Raw genomic sequence first — 20,943 nt, 5'->3', positions numbered from 1 at the left:
AAACAGAAACCGGGGCACGCATCCCGTCAAGGATCCGAACCCCGGTCAACCGTATCGCCTTACGCGTCGGCGCCCGTCCCGTGCGCCGCGACCTTGCGCTCCACGGCGGCCTTCACCAGACCGGCGAAGAGCGGGTGGGGGCGGGTCGGGCGGGAGCGCAGCTCCGGGTGCGCCTGGGTGGCGACCAGGTAGGGGTGGACCTCACGCGGGTACTCGACGTACTCGACGAGCTTGTTGTCCGGGGAGGTTCCGGAGAAGACCAGTCCGGCCTTCTTCTCGAGCTCGGCGCGGTAGCCGTTGTTGACCTCGTAGCGGTGGCGGTGGCGCTCCTCGACGTACGGCTCGCCGGCGTACGCCTCGCGGACGAGGGAGCCCTCGGCGAGCTTCGCCGGGTACATGCCGAGGCGCATGGTGCCGCCCAGGTCGCCCGCGCCCTCGACGTACGCGAGCTGCTCCTCCATCGTCGAGATGACGGGGTGGCCGGTGGCGGCGTCGAACTCGGTGGAGTTGGCGTCGGTGATCCCGGCGAGGTTCCGCGCGGCCTCGATCACGATGCACTGGAGGCCGAGGCAGAGGCCGAGCAGCGGCACCTTGTTCTCGCGGGCGTACTGGATGGCGCCGACCTTGCCGACCACACCGCGCTCGCCGAAGCCGCCGGGGATGCAGACGGCATCGACGTCACCGAGCTGCTTCTGCGCGCCGGCCGGGGTCTTGCAGTCGTCGGAGGCGACCCACTTGACCTTGACCCGCGCCTTGTTCGCGAAGCCGCCGGCCCGGATGGCCTCGGTGACCGAGAGGTAGGCGTCGGGCAGGTCGATGTACTTGCCGACCAGGGCGACGGTGACCTCGTGGTCGGGGTTGTGGACCCGGTCCAGCAGGTCGTCCCAGGTGGTCCAGTCGACGTCGCGGAACGGCAGGTCCAGCTTGCGGACGACGTAGGCGTCCAGGCCCTCGGTGTGCAGCACCTTCGGGATGTCGTAGATCGACCTGGCGTCCTTGCAGGCCACCACGGCGGTCTCGTCGACGTCGCACATCAGCGAGATCTTGCGCTTGATGGCGGTCGGGACGTCGCGGTCGGCACGCAGGACGATGGCGTCCGGCTGGATGCCGATGTTGCGCAGCGCGGCGACGGAGTGCTGGGTGGGCTTGGTCTTCAGCTCGCCGGACGGGCCGATGTAGGGCAGCAGCGAGATGTGCACGACGAAGACGTTGTCGCGGCCGACCTCGTGGCGGACCTGGCGGACCGTCTCCAGGAACGGCAGCGACTCGATGTCGCCGACCGTGCCGCCGACCTCGGTGATGACGACGTCCACGTCGTCGGTCGCCATGCGGCGGATGCGGTGCTTGATCTCGTTGGTGATGTGCGGGATGACCTGGACGGTGTCACCGAGGTACTCGCCTCGGCGCTCCTTGGCGATCACGGTGTTGTAGACCTGGCCGGTCGTGACGTTGGCCGAGCCGTCGAGGTCGACGTCGAGGAAGCGCTCGTAGTGGCCGATGTCCAGGTCGGTCTCGGCCCCGTCGTTCGTGACGAAGACCTCACCGTGCTGGAAGGGGTTCATCGTGCCGGGGTCGACGTTGAGGTAGGGGTCGAGCTTCTGCATGGTGACCCGCAGGCCACGTGCCTTGAGCAGGGCACCCAGGCTGGAGGCAGTCAGACCCTTGCCGAGGGAGGAGGCGACACCCCCGGTGACGAAGATGTGCTTGGTCGTCGTGGATGTGGGCTGCATAGCCAAAGGGGGCTCCCGTGGTCGCGATCGTGAGGTGCGTGCCGGCATGCCGTACGGAGATTTCCGGAGGCGCCGTCGCTGCGGTTCGGGGGCCTCGTCCACTGTCGGGACGACCACCGGTCCACGGGCTACCAGGGTAACAGCGACGAGGAGAGGTCGCTTCCGGCCATGCCGCCTCATGCCGGAGGCATGGTCTCCCGCACGGCGGACACAAGATCGACACCTCCGTTTCAGGTCCCACCCATTCGCCCGTGACAGGCGACGGACAACTTGTGGACAGTCGCGCGGATCTCCCGGGTGCGTCGTATCCTGCTCGGACCACGCTGCCGAGTTGGCCGGCCCAGCGGCTCCACCCCAGCCCGCTCACCCGCGCAAGAGCTCGTCGGTTCTACTACAACGACCCCTTGACCAGCAGTAAGCGCCCTGCGGGGCGACATGGCCGTTCGACTGGAGACGCACGTGGCCGGGCGCATCGAGGATTACGCACTCATCGGAGACATGCAGACCGCAGCCCTGGTCTGCCGGGACGGCACAGCGGACTGGCTGTGCCTGCCCCGTTTCGATTCACACGCGATTTTCGCCGGACTTCTCGGTACCGAGGAGCACGGCTTCTGGCGGCTGGGACCCGCCCGCGCGGAGGGGGCCCAGGCCCCGGCGGCCGACCGGCGCCGCTATCGCGGCGACTCGCTCATCCTGGAATCGGAGTGGGACACACCCCGCGGCACGGTCCGCGTGACCGATTTCATGCCGCCGCGTGACGGTGCGCCCCAGCTCATCCGCATCGTGGAGGGTGTGAGCGGCCGGGTCCCGATGCGCTCCGAACTGCGGATGCGCTTCAGCTACGGACGGGTCACCCCGTGGGTGCACAAGGTCGACGGCCGTACGGTCGCGGTCGCGGGCCCCGACTCGGTGTGGCTGGACACGGACGCGGAGACGTATGGCCAGAATCTGACCACGTACTCCGACTTCACCGTGGCTCCGGGCGACCGGATCGCCTTCACGATCAGCTGGCAGCCCTCGCACCACGAGCCGCCCGGGGTGCCGGAGCCGGAGTCGTCGCTGGAGGCGACGGAGAGCTTCTGGCGCGAGTGGGTCGAGCAGTGCACGTACCACGGCCCCTACCGGGAGGCCGTCGTCCGCTCGCTGATCACGCTCAAGGCGCTGACCTACGCGCCGACCGGCGGCATCGTGGCGGCCCCGACCACCTCCCTGCCGGAGGACATCGGCGGCTCGCGCAACTGGGACTACCGGTACACCTGGCTGCGGGACGCGGCGATCACGCTCTCCTCCCTGCTCCGCACGGGGTACCGCGAGGAGGCCCGCGCATGGCGCGAGTGGCTGCTGCGGGCCGTCGCGGGCGACCCTGAGAACCTCCAGATCATGTACGGCATCGCCGGTGAGCGGGAGCTCGGCGAGGCGGAGCTGGACTGGCTGCCGGGCTACGAGAACTCCGGGCCCGTGCGTGTCGGCAACGGCGCGGCGAACCAGCTCCAGCTCGACGTCTACGGCGAGGTCACCGAGGCGCTGCACCTGGCGCACATGACGGGGCTGACCCGCAACGACTACGCGATGGGCCTCCAGCTCAAGCTGATCAGCTACCTGGAGAAGCACTGGGACGAGCCGGACGAGGGCATCTGGGAGGTACGCGGGCCGCGCCGGCACTTCGTGCACTCCAAGGTGATGGCCTGGGTCGCCGTCGACCGGACGATCAAGCTCATCGAGTCCGGGGACGCCGAGGGACCGCTGGAGCGGTGGCACCAGCTGCGCGACGACATCCACCGGGACGTCTGCGAGCGCGGCTACGACCCCGAACGCAACACGTTCACCCAGTCCTACGGGTCGAAGGAGCTGGACGCCTCCCTCCTGCTGATTCCGCAGATGGGGTTCCTGCCCCCCGACGACAAGCGGGTCATCGGCACGATCGAGGCGATCCAGCGGGAGCTGTCCACGGAGGACGGCTTCGTCCTGCGCTACCCCACCGAGGGCGACGACGCGGGCGTGGACGGCCTGGAGGGTGACGAGGGCGCGTTCCTGGCCTGCTCGTTCTGGCTGGCGGACGACCTGGCGATGATCGGACGGGTCGACGAGGCCCGGCGGCTGTTCGAGAAGCTGCTGTCCCTCCGCAACGACCTGGGCCTCCTGGCCGAGGAGTGGGACTCCGGCCTCCAGCGCCAGGTGGGGAACTTCCCCCAGGCGTTCAGCCATGTGCCTCTGATCGACACGGCACTGCGGCTGACGGCCAGCGGAGCGTACGTGGGCTGATCCGCGGGGCGTGGCAGGGCCCCTCAGGAACGGCCGATCACCCCGGCCGGGCCTACGATGGAAGGGTCCTGCCACGCCCTGCGAAGGGGGCTCCACATGACGCCCCGCACTGCGGCGGACGCCGCGCCGGCCCGCCTCGGGTCCGGTTTCGCCGGTGAGATCCACGTTCCCGGCGACCCGGGGTACGACGAGGCCCGGACCGTCTTCAACAGCATGATCGACCGCAGACCCGCGGTGGTGGCCCAGTGCGCCTCCGAGGCGGACGTAGCGCGGGCGTTGCGTTTCGCCCGGGACGAAGGGCTGGAGGTCGCCGTACGCGGCGGCGGGCACAGTGTCGCGGGCATGGCCCTGAGCGAGGGCGGTCTGGTGATCGACCTGCGGCGGATGCACGCGGTGGACGTCGACCGCGAGGCCCGGTCGGCCCGCGTCGGGGGCGGAGCCACCATGGGGGACCTGGACCGGGCCACCCAGCCGTACGCCCTGGCGACCACGGGCGGACGGGTCTCCACCACCGGTGTCGGAGGCTTCACGCTGGGCGGCGGGTCCGGGTGGCTGGAGCGCGCGTTCGGGCTGGCCTGCGACAACCTGCTGGCAGCCGACGTGGTGACGGCGGACGGTGGCACCGTCCGCACGAGCGCGCACGAGCACCCGGAGCTCTTCTGGGCCCTGCACGGCGGCGGCGGCAACTTCGGGGTGGTCACCTCGCTGACACTACGGCTGCACGACCTGCCGGCGATGAGCATCGCGCTGCTCCTGTTCCGTCCGGAGAACGGGCCTGAAGCGGTCCGCACCTACCGGGACGTGATGGAGTCCGCCCCGGACGCGGCGGGCGGGGCCGGCATCTACATCACCGGGCCGCCCGAGGAGTGGGTGCCCGAGGCCATGGTCGGGCGGCTCGTGTGCGCTGTCCTGGTCACCTACGCCGGGACGGAGGCGGAGCTGCGCGAGGTGGCGGCGCCACTCCTGGCGCTGGAGCGCGAGGCGGAGGTCATCACCGACATCCCCTACGCCGATCTGCAGTGCATGCTCGACGACCCGCCCGGCATGCGGAACTACTGGTCGGCGGAGTACCTGGACGGTCTGCCCGACGACGCCGCCGCGGCCTTCTGCGCCTGCGCCTCCACCCTGCCGGTGCCCTCCGGCTCGCAGCACGTCCTGTTCCCGATGGGCGGTGCGGTGGCCAGGGGGCCCGCCGACTACCCGCTGCCCTGGCGCGCCTCCCCGTGGGCCGTGCATCCGTTCGGTGTGTGGGAGGACGCGGCCGACGACGAGGAGGCCAAGCAGTGGGTGCGCCGGGTCCGGGGCGCCTTCCTGCCGTGGGCGAGCGGTGCGGTCTACCTCAACTTCATCGGACGCGAGGGCCAGGAGCGGGTCGTCTCCGGTTTCGGGGAGCAGGCCTACGAACGGCTGTCCCGCGTCAAGGCCCGCTACGACCCCGACAACGTCTTCCACCTGAACCACAACGTCAGACCGGCCGTGGCCGAGGTGTGACGCGCCCCGGTGCGGGCCGGTACCTTCCTGACCGGGGCGTTCGCGTCCCGCGTACACGAGGGCACGCGCGCGGACGCGCACGACGGGAAGCACGAGGCCGGATCCGGTGGAGACAGAAGGCGGGATCACCGTACGGCGGGCGCTGGAGCTGCCGGGGCTGCGCGGCGGGCTTCCGGAGGTGCTGACCTGCGAGGACCGGCTGGACCGGGTGGTGCGCTGGGTGCACGCGGGCGAGGCCCCGAACATCCCCGCTCTCCTCAAGGGCGGGGAACTGCTGCTGACGACGGGGCTCGGCCTCGGATCCCGCCCCTCCGACCAGCGCGTCTTCGTCCGGAAGCTGGCCGACCGGTCCATCGCCGCCCTCGTCGTGGAGCTCGGTCCGCGCTTCAGCCGGCTGCCCACGGCGATCGTGGAGGCGGCACGCACGGCGGGTCTGCCGCTCGTGCAGCTCCACCGCGAGGTGCCGTTCGTGGCGGTGACCGAGGAGATCCACACCGAGATCGTCAACGGCCACTACGCCCTGCTCCAGCGCGCGGAGGAGGTCCACCGGCAGTGCACACAGGCGGTCCTCGGCGGTGGCGGGGTGCCGCAGGTCCTGGGCATCCTGGCCGACTTCGCCGCGAATCCGGTCTTCCTGGAGACCCCGGACGGCAGGCTGCTGTTCGCCGCGGGCACCGGGACGGGGCCGGTGGGTGCCGACCCGCTACAGGTCTGGGAAGGACTGCGCGGGGCTCGCGCGGCCCGCGAGGCCCCGCCGGCCGGAGCGGTCCTGGTGGAGGTGCCGGGTGGCGGGCCGGGAACCGGTTCCGTGCGGGCCAGGCTGGTCCTGCTCGCCGTGTCGGGCCCGCTGGTGACGGTCCACCGGATGGCGGCCGAGCGCGCGGCGGGCATTCTGGCGGTCGTGCTCATGCAGGCCCGGCAGGAGGAGGAGGTGGCGGCCCGGGGACGCGGTGACTTCCTCACGGATCTGGCCGAGGGCCGGATCTCCCCCGAGGACGCTCCCGCGCAGGCCGGGGTGCTGGGGTTCAGGCCCGGCGGCCATCCGCTGCTGCCCGTGGTGATGCGGCTCGCCCCCGGACCGGCCTCCTCGGGCAGCTGGGCCCTGCCCGCCCGGACCGTGACGGAGGAGCTCGCCGCGGTGGGGGCGCCGGTGCTGGTGGGGGTGCGTCCGGTGGAGGGCAGGGTCCTGCTGCTGCTGGCTCTGCGGCCGGGGACGACACGCACGGCCCTCGCCGACCGGGTGGCGGCGGCACTGCGGGCCGGGGCGGAGCGGGCGGGCCTGGAGCGGGCCGGCGAGCGCACGCCGGTCGTCGTGGTGGTCGGGGCCGAGGGCGGCTGGGCGACGGCGGGAGCGGGGCTGCGGCACGCGGCCGAAGCCGCCTCCGCCGCGCAGGGGCTGGAGGAGCGCCCCTGGTACGACGCCCGCCGGCTGGACATCGATCTGCTGCTGTGGCGGCTTCGGGACCATCCGGATCTGGAGTCCTTCGTGGACCGGGCGATCGGGCCGCTGCGTGAGCACGACCGCACCTCGCGTCCGGCGTTGCTGCCCACGCTCGAGGCGTACCTCGCGCACGCGGGCCGCAAGGCCGAGGCCGCGCGCGACCTGCACCTCAACCGTCAGACGCTCTACAACAGGCTGGCGCGCATCGGTGAGGTGCTCGGCACGGACCTCGACGACCCGCAGTCGGTGCTCGCGCTGAGCCTGGCCCTGCGGGCCCGCCGCCACACCCGCTGACCCCGCGGGACCTCGCGCAACGCCGGACGGGCCGGCCACGCGCGCCCGGCGGGATCGGGAAGAGTTGCCCCGGCTAGGCGCGGTCCCCCGCCGGCGGCTGCGCCAGCTCGTCGTAGACGGAGAGCACATGGGCGATCGTGTCCTCCTCGGTCGGCCAGCCCGCTGCCCGGACGCGCCCGGAGTCGGCGAGCCGCTCCCGCCGCGCGGGGTCGTCGAGGAGGCCGACGACGGCGCCGGCCAGCGCCTCCGCGTCCCCGTACGGGACCAGCGCGGCCGCGTCGCCGACGAGCTCGGGCAGGCCGTCGGTCCGGGCGGCGACGAGGGGGACGCCGAGCCGCAGCGCCTCCCTGGCGAGCAGCGGCCCGCCCTCACCGTGGCCGCAGAGCACGGCGAGGTCGGCGGCCGCGAGGAGGTCGTCGATGCCGTCCGCGTCGTCGGCGAGGACGACGGGCAGCCCCTCCGCCGCGATCCGGCGCCGCAGGGCACCGGCCCGGTCGCCCTCCCCCACGACGGCCAGCAGGGGTACGGGGTCCAGCGTGCGCCATGCACGGGCGGCGTCCAGCAGGGCGTCCTGGCCGTGCTGCGCCACCGACACCAGCAACGGCCTTCCCGTCGCGCCCAGTTCGGCGCGCGCCTTGCCGTCGTCGGGGGTGCCGGCGAAGCGGCTCGCGGGGATCGGCGCGGGGGCGAGCCGGGCGTCCCGGGCGCCCCTGCGGCGCGCCCGGTCGACCAGCTCCCAGGAGGTCCCCAGCACGACGGCGGCCGCGCGGGCCGCCCGCCGCTCCAGGAACCGCAGCAGCCGGCCGCGCGCGCCTTCGGCATGGACTCGGGTGTGCCAGGTCATGACCAGCGGGGTGCCCCGGCCGCTGAGCGCGATCCCGGCGCGCAGGGCGGCGTGCAGACCGTGCGCATGGACGATGTCCGCGCCGGTGCAGGCGGTCCGGAGGGCGGCGACGGCCGCGGGGTCGCTGCGCCGGGGCACGGCGACGAAGCGGGCCCCGCTGCCGGGCAGTCCGTGGGCACGGCCGGAACCGGCGGGGGCGCAGACGGTGACCTGGACGCCGCGGGCGACCAGGCCCGCGGCGAGCGAGCTGACATGAGCGCTGCTTCCGGCACCGCCGTCCAGGACTTGGACCGTACGCAGCTGTGACACGTTGATCGGCTCCCGGGGCTCCCGAGTCGGTGAGGGGTACAGCGCCAAGGATGCCAGTCCGTACGCACGTTCCGGGACAGACGAAACGTTGTTCCCGTCGGTCCGTCGGAGGCGAGACGGCCCGCCTCACTCGCACGAGTGAGGCGGGCGGCGCGGAGTTGACGCGGGTGGGCCGCTATCCGTCGACCCGCGCGGTCTCCAGCAGTTCCTCGGCGTGCGCCCGGGCGGTCTCCGAGTCCTCCTGGCCGGCGAGCATCCGGGAGAGCTCCCGCACCCGGTCCTCGCCCTCCAGGACCGTGACACCGCTCCTGGTGACCGATCCGTCCACCGTCTTCTCGACCAGCAGTTGCCGGTCGGCGAAGGCTGCCACCTGCGGCAGGTGGGTGACCACGACGACCTGCGCGGACCTGGCGAGCTTCGCCAGCCGCCGGCCGACCTCGACGGCGGCCTTGCCGCCGACGCCCGCGTCGACCTCGTCGAAGAGGTACGTCGGCACGGGGTCCGAGCCTGCGAAGACGACCTCCACGGCGAGCATCACCCGGGACAGCTCGCCTCCGGACGCGCCCTTGGCGATCGGCCGGGGCTGGGCACCGGGGTGCGGCGCCAGCAGGAGCTCCACCTCGTCGGCGCCGGAGGGGCCGTAGAGCACGCTCCGGCCGCCGATGTCGATGCCGGACGCCTCGTCCGGGGCGTCGGTCTGCCGGATGGCGAACGAGACCCGGGCGTGCGGCATGGCGAGCGAGGCCAGCTCCTGTGTGACGTCCGCGGCGAAACGGGCGGCCGCCTCCGTCCGGGCGTCGGTCAGCTGCTGGCCGAGGGCGGAGAGCTCACCGCGCAGCGCGTCGCGTTCCGCCGTCAGCTCGCCGATCCGCTCGTCGTCGCCCTCCAGCTCGGTCAGCCGGGAGGCGCCCTCCTCGGCCCAGGCGAGCACGGAGGCGGTGTCCTGGCCGGCCTGGCCGTACTTGCGGACGAGCGCGGTGAGCGCGGCGCGCCGCTCCTCCACCGCCGCGAGCCGCAGCGGGTCCGCGTCCAGCTGGTCGGCGTATCCGGCGAGCTCCCCGCCCACGTCGGCGAGCAGGATCGAGATCTCGCCGATCCGGTCGGCGAGCGCGGCCAGCGCCGGGTCGTGCGCCCGTACGGCGTCCAGGGACCGTCCGGCGGCGGCGACCACCGTGGTGGCGTCGACCCCTTCCTGGTCCTCGGGATCGCCCGTGAGCGCGGCGTGGGCGAGGGCCGCCGCCGACGCGAGTGCCTCGGCGTGGCCGAGCCGCTCGGCCTCCGCGGCGAGTTCGGTGTCCTCTCCCGGCAGCGGCTCCACCGCGGCGACCTCGTCGAGGCCGAAGCGCAGCAGATCGGCCTCCTGGGCGCGCTCCCTGGCGCGGGTGGTCAGCTCGTCGAGCTCCGTGACGACCGCGCGCAGCCGCCGGTAGGCCGCCGCGTACGCGGTGTGCGGGCCCTCGACAGCGCCACCCGCGTAGCGGTCCAGTGCCTGGCGCTGCCTTGCGGGCTTGAGGAGTCCCTGCTGGTCGGTCTGGCCGTGCACGGCGACGAGTTCGTCGGCGAGCTCCGCGAGCACCCCCACGGGCACGGATCTGCCCCCGAGATGGGCCCGCGAGCGCCCTTCCGCCGACACGGTCCGGCTGACGATCAGCGCACCGTCCTCGACCTCGCCGCCCGCCTCCTCGGCCCGCAGCGCCACCGCGTCGCCCGGGGACACGGTGATCCGCCCCTCGACGACCGCGGCCTTGGCGCCGACCCGCACCAGGGCGGGGTCCGCGCGCCCTCCGAGCAGCAGCCCGAGGCTCGTGACGACCATGGTCTTGCCCGCGCCGGTCTCACCCGTCACCGCGGTGAAACCGGGTGACAGCTCCACCACCGCGTCGTCGATGACTCCGAGCGACCGTATCCGCATCTCCTCCAACACGGACATGACCTTACGAGGTCCGGGGCCCGGTGTGCGACGGACCCCGGTGACCGGTTCACTCACGCGGGTGTGAGCAGCGCCCCGGGGAGTCAGTGCGGAGCACCCCGCCAGCCCTGCACGGGCAGCGCGAACTTGGCCACGAGACGGTCGGTGAAGGAGGCCTGGTGCAGCCGTGCGAGGCGTACCGGGACCGCCCCGCGCCGCACCTCGACCCTGGCCCCGGCGGGCAGCTCGACCGTCCGGCGGCCGTCGCACCAGAGCACCCCGTGCGGGGTGTGGGGCTGGACCTCCACGGCCAGCACCGAGTCGGGCGAGGTCACCAGCGGCTTCGCGAACAGGGCGTGGGCGCTGATCGGCACCATCAGCAGCGCCTCGACCTCCGGCCAGACGACGGGCCCGCCGGCCGAGAAGGCGTACGCGGTCGAGCCGGTCGGGGTGGCGCAGACGATCCCGTCGCATCCGAAACCGGTGACCGGGCGGCCGTCGATCTCCAGCACGACCTCGAGCATCCGCTCGGGGGAGACCTTCTGCACGGCTGCCTCGTTGAGCGCCCAGTCGGAGTGGACGACCTCGCCGTTGCTGTGCACGAGGACGTCGAGCGTCATCCGCTCCTCGACCTGGTAGGCGCGTGTGACGACGCGGTCGACGACCTTGTCCAGGTCGTCACGCTCGGCCTCGGCGAGGAATCCCACCCTGCCGAGGTTGACGCCGAGCATCGGCACGCCCGAGGCGCGGGAGATCTCGGCGCCGCGCAGCAGCGTCCCGTCCCCGCCGAGCACGATCAGCAGTTCGCAGCCGTCCACGGCAGCCGGCGTCGCGTCCGTGACGGTCACCACCGACGCAGGCAGCGGCAGGTCCTCCGCCTCCACGGCCAGCACCCGGACGCCGAGGCCGCTCTTCAGCAGGCCCTGGACGACGAGCTCCGCGCTGCGGATCGCGGCCGGGCGGCCGGTGTGCGCCAGCAGGAAGACAGTGCGTTCCGCGTTCCCTGGTTGTGCCGCATGCGTCGTCAACGGGGCCCCTCCGCCACTGCACGGTCGACGTCCGCGGGATCCAGCTCAGGTGCGCCGGCCCGCAGCCACAGAAAGTACTCGACATTGCCCGACGGGCCGGGCAGCGGGCTCGCCGTGACGCCCTGGACGCCGAGGCCCAGCAGGCCGGCCCGGCGCGCCACCTCCCGTACGGCCTCGGCCCGCAGCTCGGGGCTGCGGACCACACCCCCGCTGCCGAGGCGCTCCTTGCCCACCTCGAACTGCGGCTTCACCATGAGCACCAGGTCGGCGTCCGGTGCGGCGCAGCGCGCGAGGGCGGGGAGGACCAGGCCGAGCGGGATGAACGACAGGTCGCCGACCACCAGGTCCACCTCCTCGCCGTCGATCTGCTCCACCGTCAACTCACGTACGTTGGTACGGTCCTTGACGGTGACGCGTTCATCGGACTGGAGGGACCAGGCGAGCTGCCCGTAGCCGACGTCCACGGCGACGACGTGGCGTGCTCCGGCCCGCAGCAGCACATCGGTGAAGCCACCCGTCGAGGCCCCGGCGTCCAGCGCCCGCCGCCCTTCGACCTTCAGCCCCAGGGGCGCGAAGGCGGCGATGGCGCCCGCCAGTTTGTGCCCGCCGCGCGAGACGTACTCGGGGTCGCTGTCGTCCTTGACGACGACGACGGCGGCGCTGGTCTCGACCTGGGTGGCGGCCTTGGTCGCGGTGTTCCCGCCGACCGTCACCCGCCCGGCCGCGATCAGCTGGCTCGCGTGCTCGCGCGAGCGGGCGAGCTTGCGGCGTACCAGCTCGGCGTCGAGGCGGCGACGTGCCACTCCTGCCACGTTCGGTTCAGCTCCTGTTGTCGTGCGTGGGCGTCGGTGCGGGTGCGGGCCGTGCGTCCAGCGCGGTCAGCTCGTCGCGCAGCCCACGGTGTACATCCTCGTACACCTCGGTGTGGCCGTCGGCCGCGAGGTGGTCCGCGTCGGCCAGCCGCTCCAGCCGCGCGTCGACCCCGGCGTGCCCGGTGGGGGTGCGCGCGACGCCGAGCGGCGCGGGCGGGGCGGAGTCGAAGGAGGGTGCGGGAGGCGCGGCGGGCGGTCCGGCGGCCGTCCCGCCCGCCTCGTCCCGCTGCTCCGTGTCCGGTCCCGGCGTCCAGTCGCTCATGCGGGAACGCTACCCCGAACGGCCGGTGTACCGTCGGTGACGATGGCGACCATGGCGGAGTGCCGCAGCGCACTCGACACACTTTCCGACAATCTGGCGGGGGCGGACGGCGACGTGCGCGGCGCCGCCGACCTCGACCGCTCGCTGAGCTGCCACATCAGGGATCTCGACGCGACGTTCACCGGACGGCTGGCGAACGGCCGGATCCGGGTGCTGGACACGCACGACGGCCCGCCCCGCGAGAAGGCCGAGATCCGGCTCGCGATGACCGGGGACGACCTGGTGGCCATGGTCGACGGCGAGCTGAACTTCGCGAAGGCCTGGGCCTCGGGCCGGGTCCGGCTGGAGGCGGGCTTCCGCGATCTGCTGAAGCTCAAGTCCCTGTTGTGACCCCGGCGCCCTGCAGGGCGGCCTCCGAGCGCCTCCTGCGGGAAGCGGGGACGACGAGCGGGGTCCCCGTCTCGGGGTCGTCGATGACCTGGCAGCGCATCCCGAAGACCTCCTCGACGAGCTCCGCCGTGACGACGTCGCCGGGCGCGCCCTCGGCGATGACCGCGCCCTCGCGCATGGCGATGAGGTGCGTGGCGTACCGGGCGGCGTGATTGAGGTCGTGCAGCACGGCGACCAGCGTGCGGCCCTGCGTCTCGTGCAGCTCGGCGCAGAGGTCGAGCACGTCGATCTGGTGCTGGATGTCCAGGTACGTCGTCGGCTCGTCGAGCAGCAGCAGCGGGGTCTGCTGGGCGAGGGCCATGGCGATCCAGACCCGCTGGCGCTGGCCGCCGGAGAGTTCGTCGACGTAGCGTTCGGCGAGTTCGCCGACGCCGGTCGACGCCATGGACTCCTTCACGATCCGCTCGTCCTCGGGCGACCACTGACGCAGCAGCCCCTGGTGCGGGTAGCGGCCGCGCGAGACGAGGTCGGCGACGGTGATGCCGTCCGGGGCGATGGAGGACTGCGGCAGCAGGCCGAGCGTCCTGGCGACCTTCTTCGCGGGCAGGCGGTGGATGGACTGCCCGTCCAGCAGGACGTCGCCGCCGCTCGGCTTCAGCATCCGGGAGAGCGCGCGCAGCAGGGTCGACTTGCCGCAGGCGTTGGGGCCGACGATGACCGTGAAGGAGTGGTCGGGGATCTCGACCGAGAGGTTCTCGGCGATGATCCGCTGGTCGTAGCCGAGGGTCACCGATTCGGCGGTGAGGCGCTGCATGGTCGTACTCCCGGGGTCTGTGGGGGTGGTCTCGGAGCTGTCCGGCGGCCCGGGCCTCATATGCGTCCCGCTCTGCGCTCGGAGACCAGGAGCCACAGCAGGTAGCAGCCGCCGAGCACTCCGGTGACCACGCCCACCGGGAGCTGACGGTCCCCGAAGGCGTTCATGGCCGTCCAGTCGGCGACGAGGAGCAGGGCCGCGCCCATGGCGGCCGCGGCGGCCAGGTTGGGGCCGGGCGCGCGGGTCAGCCGGCGGGCGACCTGCGGGGCGCTCAGCGACACGAAGACGATGGGGCCGGCGGCGGCGGTGGCGACGGCGACGAGGAGGACGGCGCTGCTGAGCAGGACGAGCCGGGTGCGTTCCACCCGTACGCCCAGGGCGTGGGCGGCGTCGTCACCCATCTCGATCATGCGCAGCGCCCGTCCGTGGCCGAGGACCAGGGGCAGCAGCACGCAGCAGACGGCCAGCAGCGGCCAGACCTGGGCCCAGTCCCTGCCGTCGAGCGAGCCGGTCATCCAGACGACCGCGCGGGTGGCGTCGACCAGGTTGGCCTTGGTGATCAGGTAATGGGTCGCGGCGGTGAGCATCGCGGCGGCGCCGATGCCGACGAGGACGAGCCGGTAGCCGTGCACTCCGCGCTTCCAGGCCAGCAGATAGACGGCGGCGCCGGTCAGCAGGCCCCCGACGACGGCTCCGGCGGCGACCGCGGTGGGACCGCCGTGGAAGAGCACGATCACGGTGAGGGCGCCGACCGCGGACCCCTGGCCGAAGCCGAGGACGTCGGGGCTGCCGAGCGGGTTGCGGGAGACGCTCTGGAAGACGGCTCCTCCGACACCGAGCGCGGCGCCGACGAGGAGCCCGACCAGGACCCGGGGCAGCCGCAGTTCCGTGACGATGAACTCCTGCTGGAAGGTGCCGTTGCCGAAGAGCGTGGTGACGACCTGACCGGGTGACATGGAGTAGTCGCCGCTGCCGATCAGGACCACGGCGGCGAAGGCTGCCGCGGCGACGAGCAGCGCAATCACGGCCGACGCCCGGGCGTCCACCCGGAAGGAGAGTCCGCCGGAGGTCCGTACGGCACGGACCGTCCTCGTGGTGTCCTGCGCGGCGCGGCCCGTGCCGGCGGGGTCCTCCGCGCCGCGGACCGTCTTCGTGGTGTCCTGTGCGGCCTTCACAGCTGGGCCATCCTCTTGCGTCGTACGAGGTGGATGAAGACGGGCCCGCCGAGCAGCGCGGTGACGATGCCCACCTGCAGCTCGGCGGGGCGGGCGACGACTCTGCCCACCACGTCGGCGCCGAGCAGCAGCACAGGGGCGAGCACGGCCGCGTACGGCAGGATCCAGCGCAGGTCGGGGCCGGTGATCGTGCGGACCAGGTGCGGGATCATCAGCCCGATGAAGACGATCGGCCCGCAGGCGGCGGTCGCCGCCCCGCACAGCAGGGTGACGGCCACCATCGCGAGGACGCGGGTACGGGTCAGGTGCGCGCCGAGCGCCTTGGCGGTGTCGTCGCCCATCTCCAGGGCGTTGAGCGGCCGGGCGATCAGCAGGGACAGGAGCACGCCGGCCGCGATGAACGGCCACACCTTGCCGACGGTCTCCGGGTTGGCGGAGGCCAGCGATCCCACGGTCCAGAAGCGCAGCCGGTCCAGCGCCGCCGCGTCGAGCAGCTGTACGGCGTTGACGTAGCCGAACAGCGCCGCGGTGACCGCCGTGCCGGCGAGTGCCAGCCGTACGGGGTTCGCGGAACGGCTCCCGCCGAGCAGGTATACGGCCACGGACACGATCGCGGCGCCGCCGAACGCGAACCAGACGTACCCGGTCAGCGAGGTGACGCCGAGGAAGGAGATGGCCGAGACGACGGCGGCCGCGGCCCCCGCGTTGACGCCCAGCAGACCGGGCTCGGCCAGCGGGTTGCGGGTCAGCGCCTGCATCACCGCGCCCGCCAGCCCCAGGGCGGCCCCGACGATCAGCCCGAGCACGGTGCGCGGGATCCGCACGTCCCGTACGAGGACGTCGCCGTTGGTGCCCGAGTAGTGGAACAGCCCGTGCCACACCTCGGAGAGCGGGAGGGCCTTGGCTCCGATCGCGACACTCGCGAGGCACACCAGCACCAGCACGCTCGCGGCGACCAGCAGCCCCGCGGCACGTACCGCGTGGCGCCCTGCGCGCGCAGAGGTGTCCGGCACGGGCTCGGGACCGGGACTCGATTCGGGGGGACTCTGGACCAACACGTGGTTAGGTTAGCCTATCCTCGTATCATCTCAACTTCCCCGTACGGCAGGCGGTCCGCTGCCCTACAGGTCCAGTCCGGCCACGGCCTTCGCCGCGTCGAGCGCGCACGCGCCGTCCCCGGCGTGTGTCCACGCCGCTCCGCACAGGGCCCGCAGTCCGTCGATCGCGTCGCCTTCGCCCTCCAGCACGAGCGCGTCCCCGCGCACCGCGGCCGTCCAGCCGCCGCACCGGAATCCGCCGTCCTCCTCCGACACCTCGGGCTGCCCGGTGAGGAGCCCCCGCAGGTCCCGGTCCACGTAGGTCGGGCGGTACTTGGGCTCCGCCGCGATCAGCTGTGCCGCGTCGGTCACCCCGGTGAGCACGAGCAGCGAGTCCACGCCGCCGTTGTACGCGCCCTCGATGTCCGTGTCCAGCCGGTCCCCGACGACCAGGGGCCGCTTCGCCCCGGTCCGCAGCACCGTCTCGCGGTGCATCGGCGGCAGCGGCTTGCCCGCGACCTGCGGCTCGGCACCGGTCGCGATCCGCACGACCTCCACGGCCGCGCCGTTGCCCGGCGCGATGCCCCGGGCGCCCGGGATCGTCAGGTCCGTGTTGGACGCGAACCACACCGCTCCGCGCCTGATCGCGTACGCCGCCTCGGCGAACCGGCCCCACGGGAGATCGAGTCCGCCGAATCCCTGTGCCACGGCGGCCGGGTCGTCGTCCGCCGACTCCACCGGCACGAGACCGCGCTCGCGCAGGGCGACCCGCAGCCCTTCCCCGCCGATCACGAGCACCTTCGCCCCGGCGGGCAGCTGATCGGCCATCAGCCGGGCCACCGCCTGCGCCGACGTGATCACGTCGGAGGGATCGGCCGGAATCCCGAGCTCCGTCAGATGCCCGGCCACCGCGTCCGGCGTACGCAGCGCGTTGTTCGTCACGTAGGCCAGATGCATCCCGCCCTCACGGGCGGTGGACAGCGACTCGACAGCGTGGACGATCGCGTGCCCGCCGGCGTACACCACACCGTCGAGGTCGAGCAGAGCCGTGTCGTACGCCTCGCTCAGCGCCACGCCGCTCCCGAGCGGCCGGGACCTGTACTGCTCACTCATATGCCTGCGCTCCTCTTTCCATGCTTCTCCCCCGATCATCGCGCATCGCGGGAGCGCACATACGATGCCCGAATGAACACAACCGGGCCCGCCGTCAGCCGGGGACTGCGGCTGACCCCCTTCCGCGGACTGCGGTACGTCCCCGAGCAGGTCGGCAGCCTGGCGGCGGTGACCTCACCCCCGTACGACGTCGTGGTACGGCCCGACGGACTGCACCACCTGGAGTCCTCGGACCCGCACAACATCGTGCGGCTCATCCTGCCGCAGGCCGGCACGGCCGCCGAGCGCCACCGGCAGGCGGCCGACACCCTGAAGCGCTGGCTCACCGAGGGCGTCCTCGCCCCGGACCCGGAGCCGGTGCTCTACGTCTACGAGCAGCGGGCCGGCGACGTCCTCCAGCGCGGTGTGATCGGGGCGCTGGCCCTCTCCCCCGCCTCGGAGGGCATCGTTCTGCCGCACGAGGACGTCATGGCCGACGTCGTGGAGGACCGCGCCGACCTGATGCGCACCGCCGCCGCCCATCTCGAACCACTGCTCCTCAGCTACGCCGGTGACGGCGGGCCCGACGGCGCGACGGCCGTCATCGAGCGGGTGGCGGAGCGTCTCCCGCTCCTCACCACGACGACCGAGGACGGCTTCAGCCACCGCCTCTGGGCCGTGACGGATCCCGCGGAACGGGCGGAGATCGAGTCGGATCTGTCCCGGCGCCAGGCGCTCATCGCCGACGGCCACCACCGCTGGGCCACCTATCTCAGGCTCCAGAAGGAACAGTCCGCTCCTGGTCCGTGGGACTTCGGGCTCGTCCTGCTCGTCGACACGGCCCGCTATCCGCTGCGGGTGCGCGCCATCCACCGGCTGCTGCACCGCCTCCCCGTCCCGGAGGCCCTCAGCGCCCTCGACGGTCTCTTCCGCGTCCGGTCCGTCGACGGACCGCTGCCGCATGCGCTCGACGAGCTCGCCGAGGCCGCCTCGGAGGGCAACGCCTTCCTCCTCGCGGGGGACGGCGGTTTCCACCTGGTCGACCGTCCCGACGGACACCTGCTGGCCCGCACCGTCCCCGCCGACCGCCCGGCCGCCTGGCGCGCGCTCGACGCGACGGTGCTGCACTCCACGCTTCTGGACGCGGTCTGGAACATTCCCGACGCCCCGGAACACATCGCCTACATCCACGACACGGCTGCCGCGGTCGAGCAGGCCGAACGGCACGGCGCCACGGCGGTCCTGATGCATCCGGTGCGCGAGGACGTCGTACGGGACCTCGCGCGGCAGGGTGTCACGATGCCCCGCAAGTCGACCTCGTTCGGCCCGAAGCCGGCCACGGGCCTGGTCCTGCGGAGCCTGGACATCAGCTGAGGGCGCGGCCCTGACCGCAGAAGGGGCGGTACCCGACCGGGTACCGCCCCTTCCTCATGCCGAGCTCGTCGAGCGGACGTCAGGCCTTCGTGGACCCGTCCACGTCGTCGCCCCGGGCGTCGTCGTCCTCGTCGCCCTCGTCGTCGTCCTCGTCGTCGTCCTCGTCGAGGTGTTCCGCGTCCGTGTCGTCGGCGTCGTCCTGCTCGCCGACCTCCGCAGGCGCACCGGCCGGCTCGTCGTCCTCACCGAGCGCATCGACGAACTCGACACCGTCGAGCTGGGCGAGCCGGTCGGAAGCGTCGGTCGCGCCGTCCTTGTCGGCCTCCAGCGCCTTGCCGAACCACTCGCGGGCCTCGTCCTCGCGGCCTGCTTCCAGGAGCGCGTCGGCGTACGCGTAACGGAGACGCGGCGTCCACGAGTGGACGGCGTTGGAGGCGAGTTCAGGGCTCTGCAGCGTGACGATCGCGGCGTCGATCTGCCCCATGTCCCTGCGGGCTCCCGCGGCGACCAGACGCATCTCGACCTGTCCGGCCTTGTCCAGCTTCTGCACCTCGGGCTCACCGGCCATGGCCATCGCACGCTCCGGACGACCCAGCCCGCGCTCGCAGTCGGCCATCACGGGCCACAGTTCCACGGAGCCGGTCATCCGGCGCGACGCCCGGAACTCGGCCAGCGCTTCGGCGTACTTCTGCGTGGCGTACGCGGCGAAGCCCGCCGCCTCGCGCACCGCGGCGACCCTCGACGCCAGCCGAAGAGCGATACGCGAGTACGCGTACGCCTGCTCGGGGTCCTCGTCGATCAGACGGGCCACCATGACGAGGTTCCGTGCGACGTCCTCGGCGAGGGTCTTCGGCAGGCTCATCAGCTCCTGCCGCACGTCCTTGTCGATCTCGTCGCCGGTGACGTCGTCGGGAATGGGAAGCCGCTTGACGGGCTCACGGTCCCGGTCGTCCCGCCCCTGGTAACCGCCACGGTCGTCGCGGCCACGGTAGCCACCGCGGTCGTTGTCACGGCGCGGACCACGGTCGCGGTCGCCGCCCCGGTCGTCGCGGCGGAAGCCGCCGCCGGTGCTGCCGCCGCGGCTGTCGTCACGGCGGAAGCCGCCGGGACGGTCGTCGTCACGGCGCGGACCACGCGGACGGTCGTCACGACGCTCGAAGCCACCACTCGGACGGCCACCACGGTCGTCACGACGCTCGAAACCGCCACCGGGACGGCCACCACGGTCGTCACGCTGGCCACCGCGGTACCCACCGCGGTCATCGTCCCGACGCGGAGCACGGTCATCGCGACGGAAGCTGCCCGACCGGTCGTCATCACGACGGGGAGCACGGTCACGGTCGTCACGACGGAAACCACCGCCGGAACCGCTACCGCCACGGTCGTCGCGGCGGAAGCCGCCGCCGGTGCTGCCGCCGCGGCTGTCGTCACGGCGGAAGCCGCCGGGACGGTCGTCGTCACGGCGGGGACGGTCGTCACGACGCTCGAAACCGCCGCCCGGACGGCCGCCACGGTCGTCACGGCGGAAGCTGCTCGACCGGTCATCGTCACGGCGCGGACCACGGTCGTCGCGGCGGAAGCCGCCGCCGGTGCTGCCGCCGCGGCTGTCGTCACGGCGGAAGCCGCCGGGACGGTCGTCGTCACGGCGCGGACCACGCGGACGGTCGTCACGACGCTCGAAGCCACCACTCGGACGGCCGCCACGGTCGTCACGACGCTCGAAGCCACCGCCCGGACGGCCACCACGGTCGTCACGACGCTCGAAGCCACCGCCCGGACGGCCACCACGGTCATCACGACGCTCGAAGCCACCGCCGGGACGACCACCACGGTCATCACGCTGGCCACCGCGGTACCCACCGCGGTCATCGTCCCGACGCGGAGCACGGTCATCGCGACGGAAGCTGCCCGACCGGTCGTCATCACGACGGGGAGCACGGTCACGGTCGTCACGACGGAAACCACCGCCGGCGCTGCCACCCCGGCTGTCGTCACGACGGAAACCACCGCCGGAACCGCTGCCACCCCGGTCGTCGCGGCGGAAGCCGCCGGGACGGTCGTCGTCACGGCGCGGACCACGCGGACGGTCGTCACGACGCTCGAAGCCACCGCCCGGACGGCCACCACGGTCGTCACGCTGGCCACCGCGGTACCCACCGCGGTCATCGTCCCGACGCGGAGCACGGTCATCGCGACGGAAACCGCCGCCGGTGCCGGCACCACGGTTGTCATCACGACGAGGGCCACGGTCACGGTCGTCGCGGCGGGGTGCGCCGCGGTCGTTGTCGCGTCGCGGTGCACCGGCCCGGTCGTCACGGCCGCCTCGGAAGCCGCCCCTGTCACCGCCGTCCCGGCGACGCGGCTCGCGCTCCGGACGGTCGTCGGAAGAGTTGGTGGACATGGGGGTGACTCCTGTCATCGGGTACCACAGACATTCTCGCGCAGCCGACCATCCGACGCGCTTCGGAAAAACAAAAAGGGCCCTCGGCCCCAGCATGAACGCTGGGACCAAGGGCCCTGAAAGATTGTTCGGCGGCGTCCTACTCTCCCACAGGGTCCCCCCTGCAGTACCATCGGCGCTGAAAGGCTTAGCTTCCGGGTTCGGAATGTAACCGGGCG

The 20,943-nt window shown here is 72.9% G+C and carries 17 protein-coding genes and 1 rRNA gene; 5 read left to right on the top strand and 13 right to left on the bottom strand.

Annotation, left to right across the window (positions count from 1 at the left end; all coding sequences use genetic code 11):
• Window positions 1-59: 59 nt before the first annotated feature.
• Window positions 60-1,730, bottom strand: coding sequence for a CTP synthase (locus ACFC51_RS16225; RefSeq protein WP_376377222.1), 1,671 nt, complete (start codon window positions 1,728-1,730; stop codon window positions 60-62).
• A 435-nt stretch (window positions 1,731-2,165) separates the two neighbouring features.
• Between ACFC51_RS16225 and ACFC51_RS16220 the strand changes: the two genes are divergently transcribed.
• From ACFC51_RS16220 to ACFC51_RS16210, 3 genes are all read left to right on the top strand, one after another.
• Entirely contained in the window at window positions 2,166-3,992 is a 1,827-nt protein-coding gene (locus ACFC51_RS16220) for a glycoside hydrolase family 15 protein (protein WP_376377224.1), read from the top strand.
• 96 nt (window positions 3,993-4,088) lie between these two features.
• Window positions 4,089-5,483: an FAD-binding oxidoreductase gene (locus tag ACFC51_RS16215; RefSeq protein WP_376377226.1), complete on the top strand. Its 1,395-nt coding sequence runs from the start codon at window positions 4,089-4,091 to the stop codon at window positions 5,481-5,483.
• Between the two features lie 106 nt (window positions 5,484-5,589).
• Entirely contained in the window at window positions 5,590-7,218 is a 1,629-nt protein-coding gene (locus ACFC51_RS16210) for a PucR family transcriptional regulator (RefSeq protein WP_376377228.1), read from the top strand.
• Window positions 7,219-7,291: 73 nt separating this feature from the next.
• Here ACFC51_RS16210 and ACFC51_RS16205 read toward each other — a convergent pair whose 3' ends face one another.
• The 5 genes from ACFC51_RS16205 to ACFC51_RS16185 all read right to left on the bottom strand — a co-directional run bounded on the left by ACFC51_RS16205 (window position 7,292) and on the right by ACFC51_RS16185 (window position 12,442).
• On the bottom strand, window positions 7,292-8,371 hold the full coding sequence (locus ACFC51_RS16205) for a glycosyltransferase family 4 protein (RefSeq protein ID WP_376529263.1): 1,080 nt from the start codon (window positions 8,369-8,371) through the stop codon (window positions 7,292-7,294).
• 175 nt (window positions 8,372-8,546) lie between these two features.
• The gene (recN, locus tag ACFC51_RS16200; protein WP_376377231.1) at window positions 8,547-10,301 is read right to left on the bottom strand and encodes a DNA repair protein RecN; all 1,755 of its coding nucleotides are present in this window, start codon (window positions 10,299-10,301) and stop codon (window positions 8,547-8,549) included.
• An 83-nt stretch (window positions 10,302-10,384) separates the two neighbouring features.
• A complete protein-coding gene (locus ACFC51_RS16195; protein WP_376377233.1) occupies window positions 10,385-11,308 on the bottom strand; it encodes an NAD kinase in 924 nt (307 codons plus the stop codon).
• Window positions 11,305-12,120, bottom strand: a complete 816-nt coding sequence (locus ACFC51_RS16190) for a TlyA family RNA methyltransferase (RefSeq protein WP_376377234.1) — start codon at window positions 12,118-12,120, stop codon at window positions 11,305-11,307. The genes ACFC51_RS16195 and ACFC51_RS16190 overlap by 4 nt, the downstream gene beginning before the upstream one ends.
• Window positions 12,121-12,127: 7 nt before the next feature.
• Window positions 12,128-12,442, bottom strand: coding sequence for a hypothetical protein (locus ACFC51_RS16185; RefSeq protein ID WP_376529260.1), 315 nt, complete (start codon window positions 12,440-12,442; stop codon window positions 12,128-12,130).
• 42 nt (window positions 12,443-12,484) lie between these two features.
• Between ACFC51_RS16185 and ACFC51_RS16180 the strand changes: the two genes are divergently transcribed.
• The gene (locus tag ACFC51_RS16180; protein ID WP_376377238.1) at window positions 12,485-12,832 is read left to right on the top strand and encodes an alkyl sulfatase C-terminal domain-containing protein; all 348 of its coding nucleotides are present in this window, start codon (window positions 12,485-12,487) and stop codon (window positions 12,830-12,832) included.
• On the opposite strand, the gene ACFC51_RS16175 is transcribed toward ACFC51_RS16180, so the two are convergent.
• The 4 genes from ACFC51_RS16175 to ACFC51_RS16160 form a co-directional block, all read right to left on the bottom strand.
• A complete protein-coding gene (locus tag ACFC51_RS16175) occupies window positions 12,816-13,646 on the bottom strand; it encodes an ABC transporter ATP-binding protein (RefSeq protein ID WP_376529258.1) in 831 nt (276 codons plus the stop codon). The genes ACFC51_RS16180 and ACFC51_RS16175 overlap by 17 nt on opposite strands.
• A gap of 56 nt (window positions 13,647-13,702) precedes the next feature.
• Window positions 13,703-14,692, bottom strand: coding sequence for a FecCD family ABC transporter permease (locus ACFC51_RS16170; RefSeq protein ID WP_376377252.1), 990 nt, complete (start codon window positions 14,690-14,692; stop codon window positions 13,703-13,705).
• A 125-nt stretch (window positions 14,693-14,817) separates the two neighbouring features.
• Complete coding sequence (locus ACFC51_RS16165) at window positions 14,818-15,834, bottom strand: FecCD family ABC transporter permease (protein ID WP_376529649.1); 1,017 nt, start codon at window positions 15,832-15,834, stop codon at window positions 14,818-14,820.
• 108 nt (window positions 15,835-15,942) lie between these two features.
• Window positions 15,943-16,971, bottom strand: a complete 1,029-nt coding sequence (locus ACFC51_RS16160; protein WP_376529255.1) for an HAD hydrolase-like protein — start codon at window positions 16,969-16,971, stop codon at window positions 15,943-15,945.
• 72 nt (window positions 16,972-17,043) lie between these two features.
• On the opposite strand from ACFC51_RS16160, the gene ACFC51_RS16155 reads away from it, so the two are divergent.
• The gene (locus ACFC51_RS16155; protein WP_376529254.1) at window positions 17,044-18,324 is read left to right on the top strand and encodes a DUF1015 family protein; all 1,281 of its coding nucleotides are present in this window, start codon (window positions 17,044-17,046) and stop codon (window positions 18,322-18,324) included.
• A 79-nt stretch (window positions 18,325-18,403) separates the two neighbouring features.
• On the opposite strand, the gene ACFC51_RS16150 is transcribed toward ACFC51_RS16155, so the two are convergent.
• From ACFC51_RS16150 to rrf, 3 genes are all read right to left on the bottom strand, one after another.
• On the bottom strand, window positions 18,404-19,186 hold the full coding sequence (locus tag ACFC51_RS16150) for a hypothetical protein (protein WP_376529251.1): 783 nt from the start codon (window positions 19,184-19,186) through the stop codon (window positions 18,404-18,406).
• Window positions 19,186-20,640 (bottom strand): hypothetical protein, encoded by a 1,455-nt coding sequence (locus ACFC51_RS16145; protein WP_376529249.1) that lies wholly within the window; start codon window positions 20,638-20,640, stop codon window positions 19,186-19,188. The genes ACFC51_RS16150 and ACFC51_RS16145 overlap by 1 nt, the downstream gene beginning before the upstream one ends.
• A gap of 211 nt (window positions 20,641-20,851) precedes the next feature.
• Window positions 20,852-20,943, bottom strand: a 5S ribosomal RNA gene (gene rrf / locus ACFC51_RS16140); the annotation flags it as partial.

The organism is Streptomyces sp. NPDC055962, from assembly GCF_042270185.1.
In the GTDB taxonomy this organism is placed as follows: Bacteria; Actinomycetota; Actinomycetes; order Streptomycetales; family Streptomycetaceae; genus Streptomyces.
The sequence above is the reverse complement of the archived record's forward strand: the minus strand, read 5'-3'. Positions and strand labels throughout refer to the sequence as shown.

Excerpts from the sequence above, each read along its gene's own strand:
- ACFC51_RS16225 (WP_376377222.1), bottom strand. The coding sequence starts at position 1,730 with ATGCAGCCCACATCCACGACGACCAAGCACATCTTCGTCACCGGGGGT.
- ACFC51_RS16220 (WP_376377224.1), top strand. The coding sequence starts at position 2,166 with ATGGCCGTTCGACTGGAGACGCACGTGGCCGGGCGCATCGAGGATTAC.
- ACFC51_RS16215 (WP_376377226.1), top strand. The coding sequence starts at position 4,089 with ATGACGCCCCGCACTGCGGCGGACGCCGCGCCGGCCCGCCTCGGGTCC.
- recN (WP_376377231.1), bottom strand. The coding sequence starts at position 10,301 with ATGTCCGTGTTGGAGGAGATGCGGATACGGTCGCTCGGAGTCATCGAC.
- ACFC51_RS16185 (WP_376529260.1), bottom strand. The coding sequence starts at position 12,442 with ATGAGCGACTGGACGCCGGGACCGGACACGGAGCAGCGGGACGAGGCG.
- ACFC51_RS16180 (WP_376377238.1), top strand. The coding sequence starts at position 12,485 with ATGGCGACCATGGCGGAGTGCCGCAGCGCACTCGACACACTTTCCGAC.
- ACFC51_RS16175 (WP_376529258.1), bottom strand. The coding sequence starts at position 13,646 with ATGCAGCGCCTCACCGCCGAATCGGTGACCCTCGGCTACGACCAGCGG.
- ACFC51_RS16160 (WP_376529255.1), bottom strand. The coding sequence starts at position 16,971 with ATGAGTGAGCAGTACAGGTCCCGGCCGCTCGGGAGCGGCGTGGCGCTG.
- ACFC51_RS16155 (WP_376529254.1), top strand. The coding sequence starts at position 17,044 with ATGAACACAACCGGGCCCGCCGTCAGCCGGGGACTGCGGCTGACCCCC.
- ACFC51_RS16150 (WP_376529251.1), bottom strand. The coding sequence starts at position 19,186 with ATGAGCCTGCCGAAGACCCTCGCCGAGGACGTCGCACGGAACCTCGTC.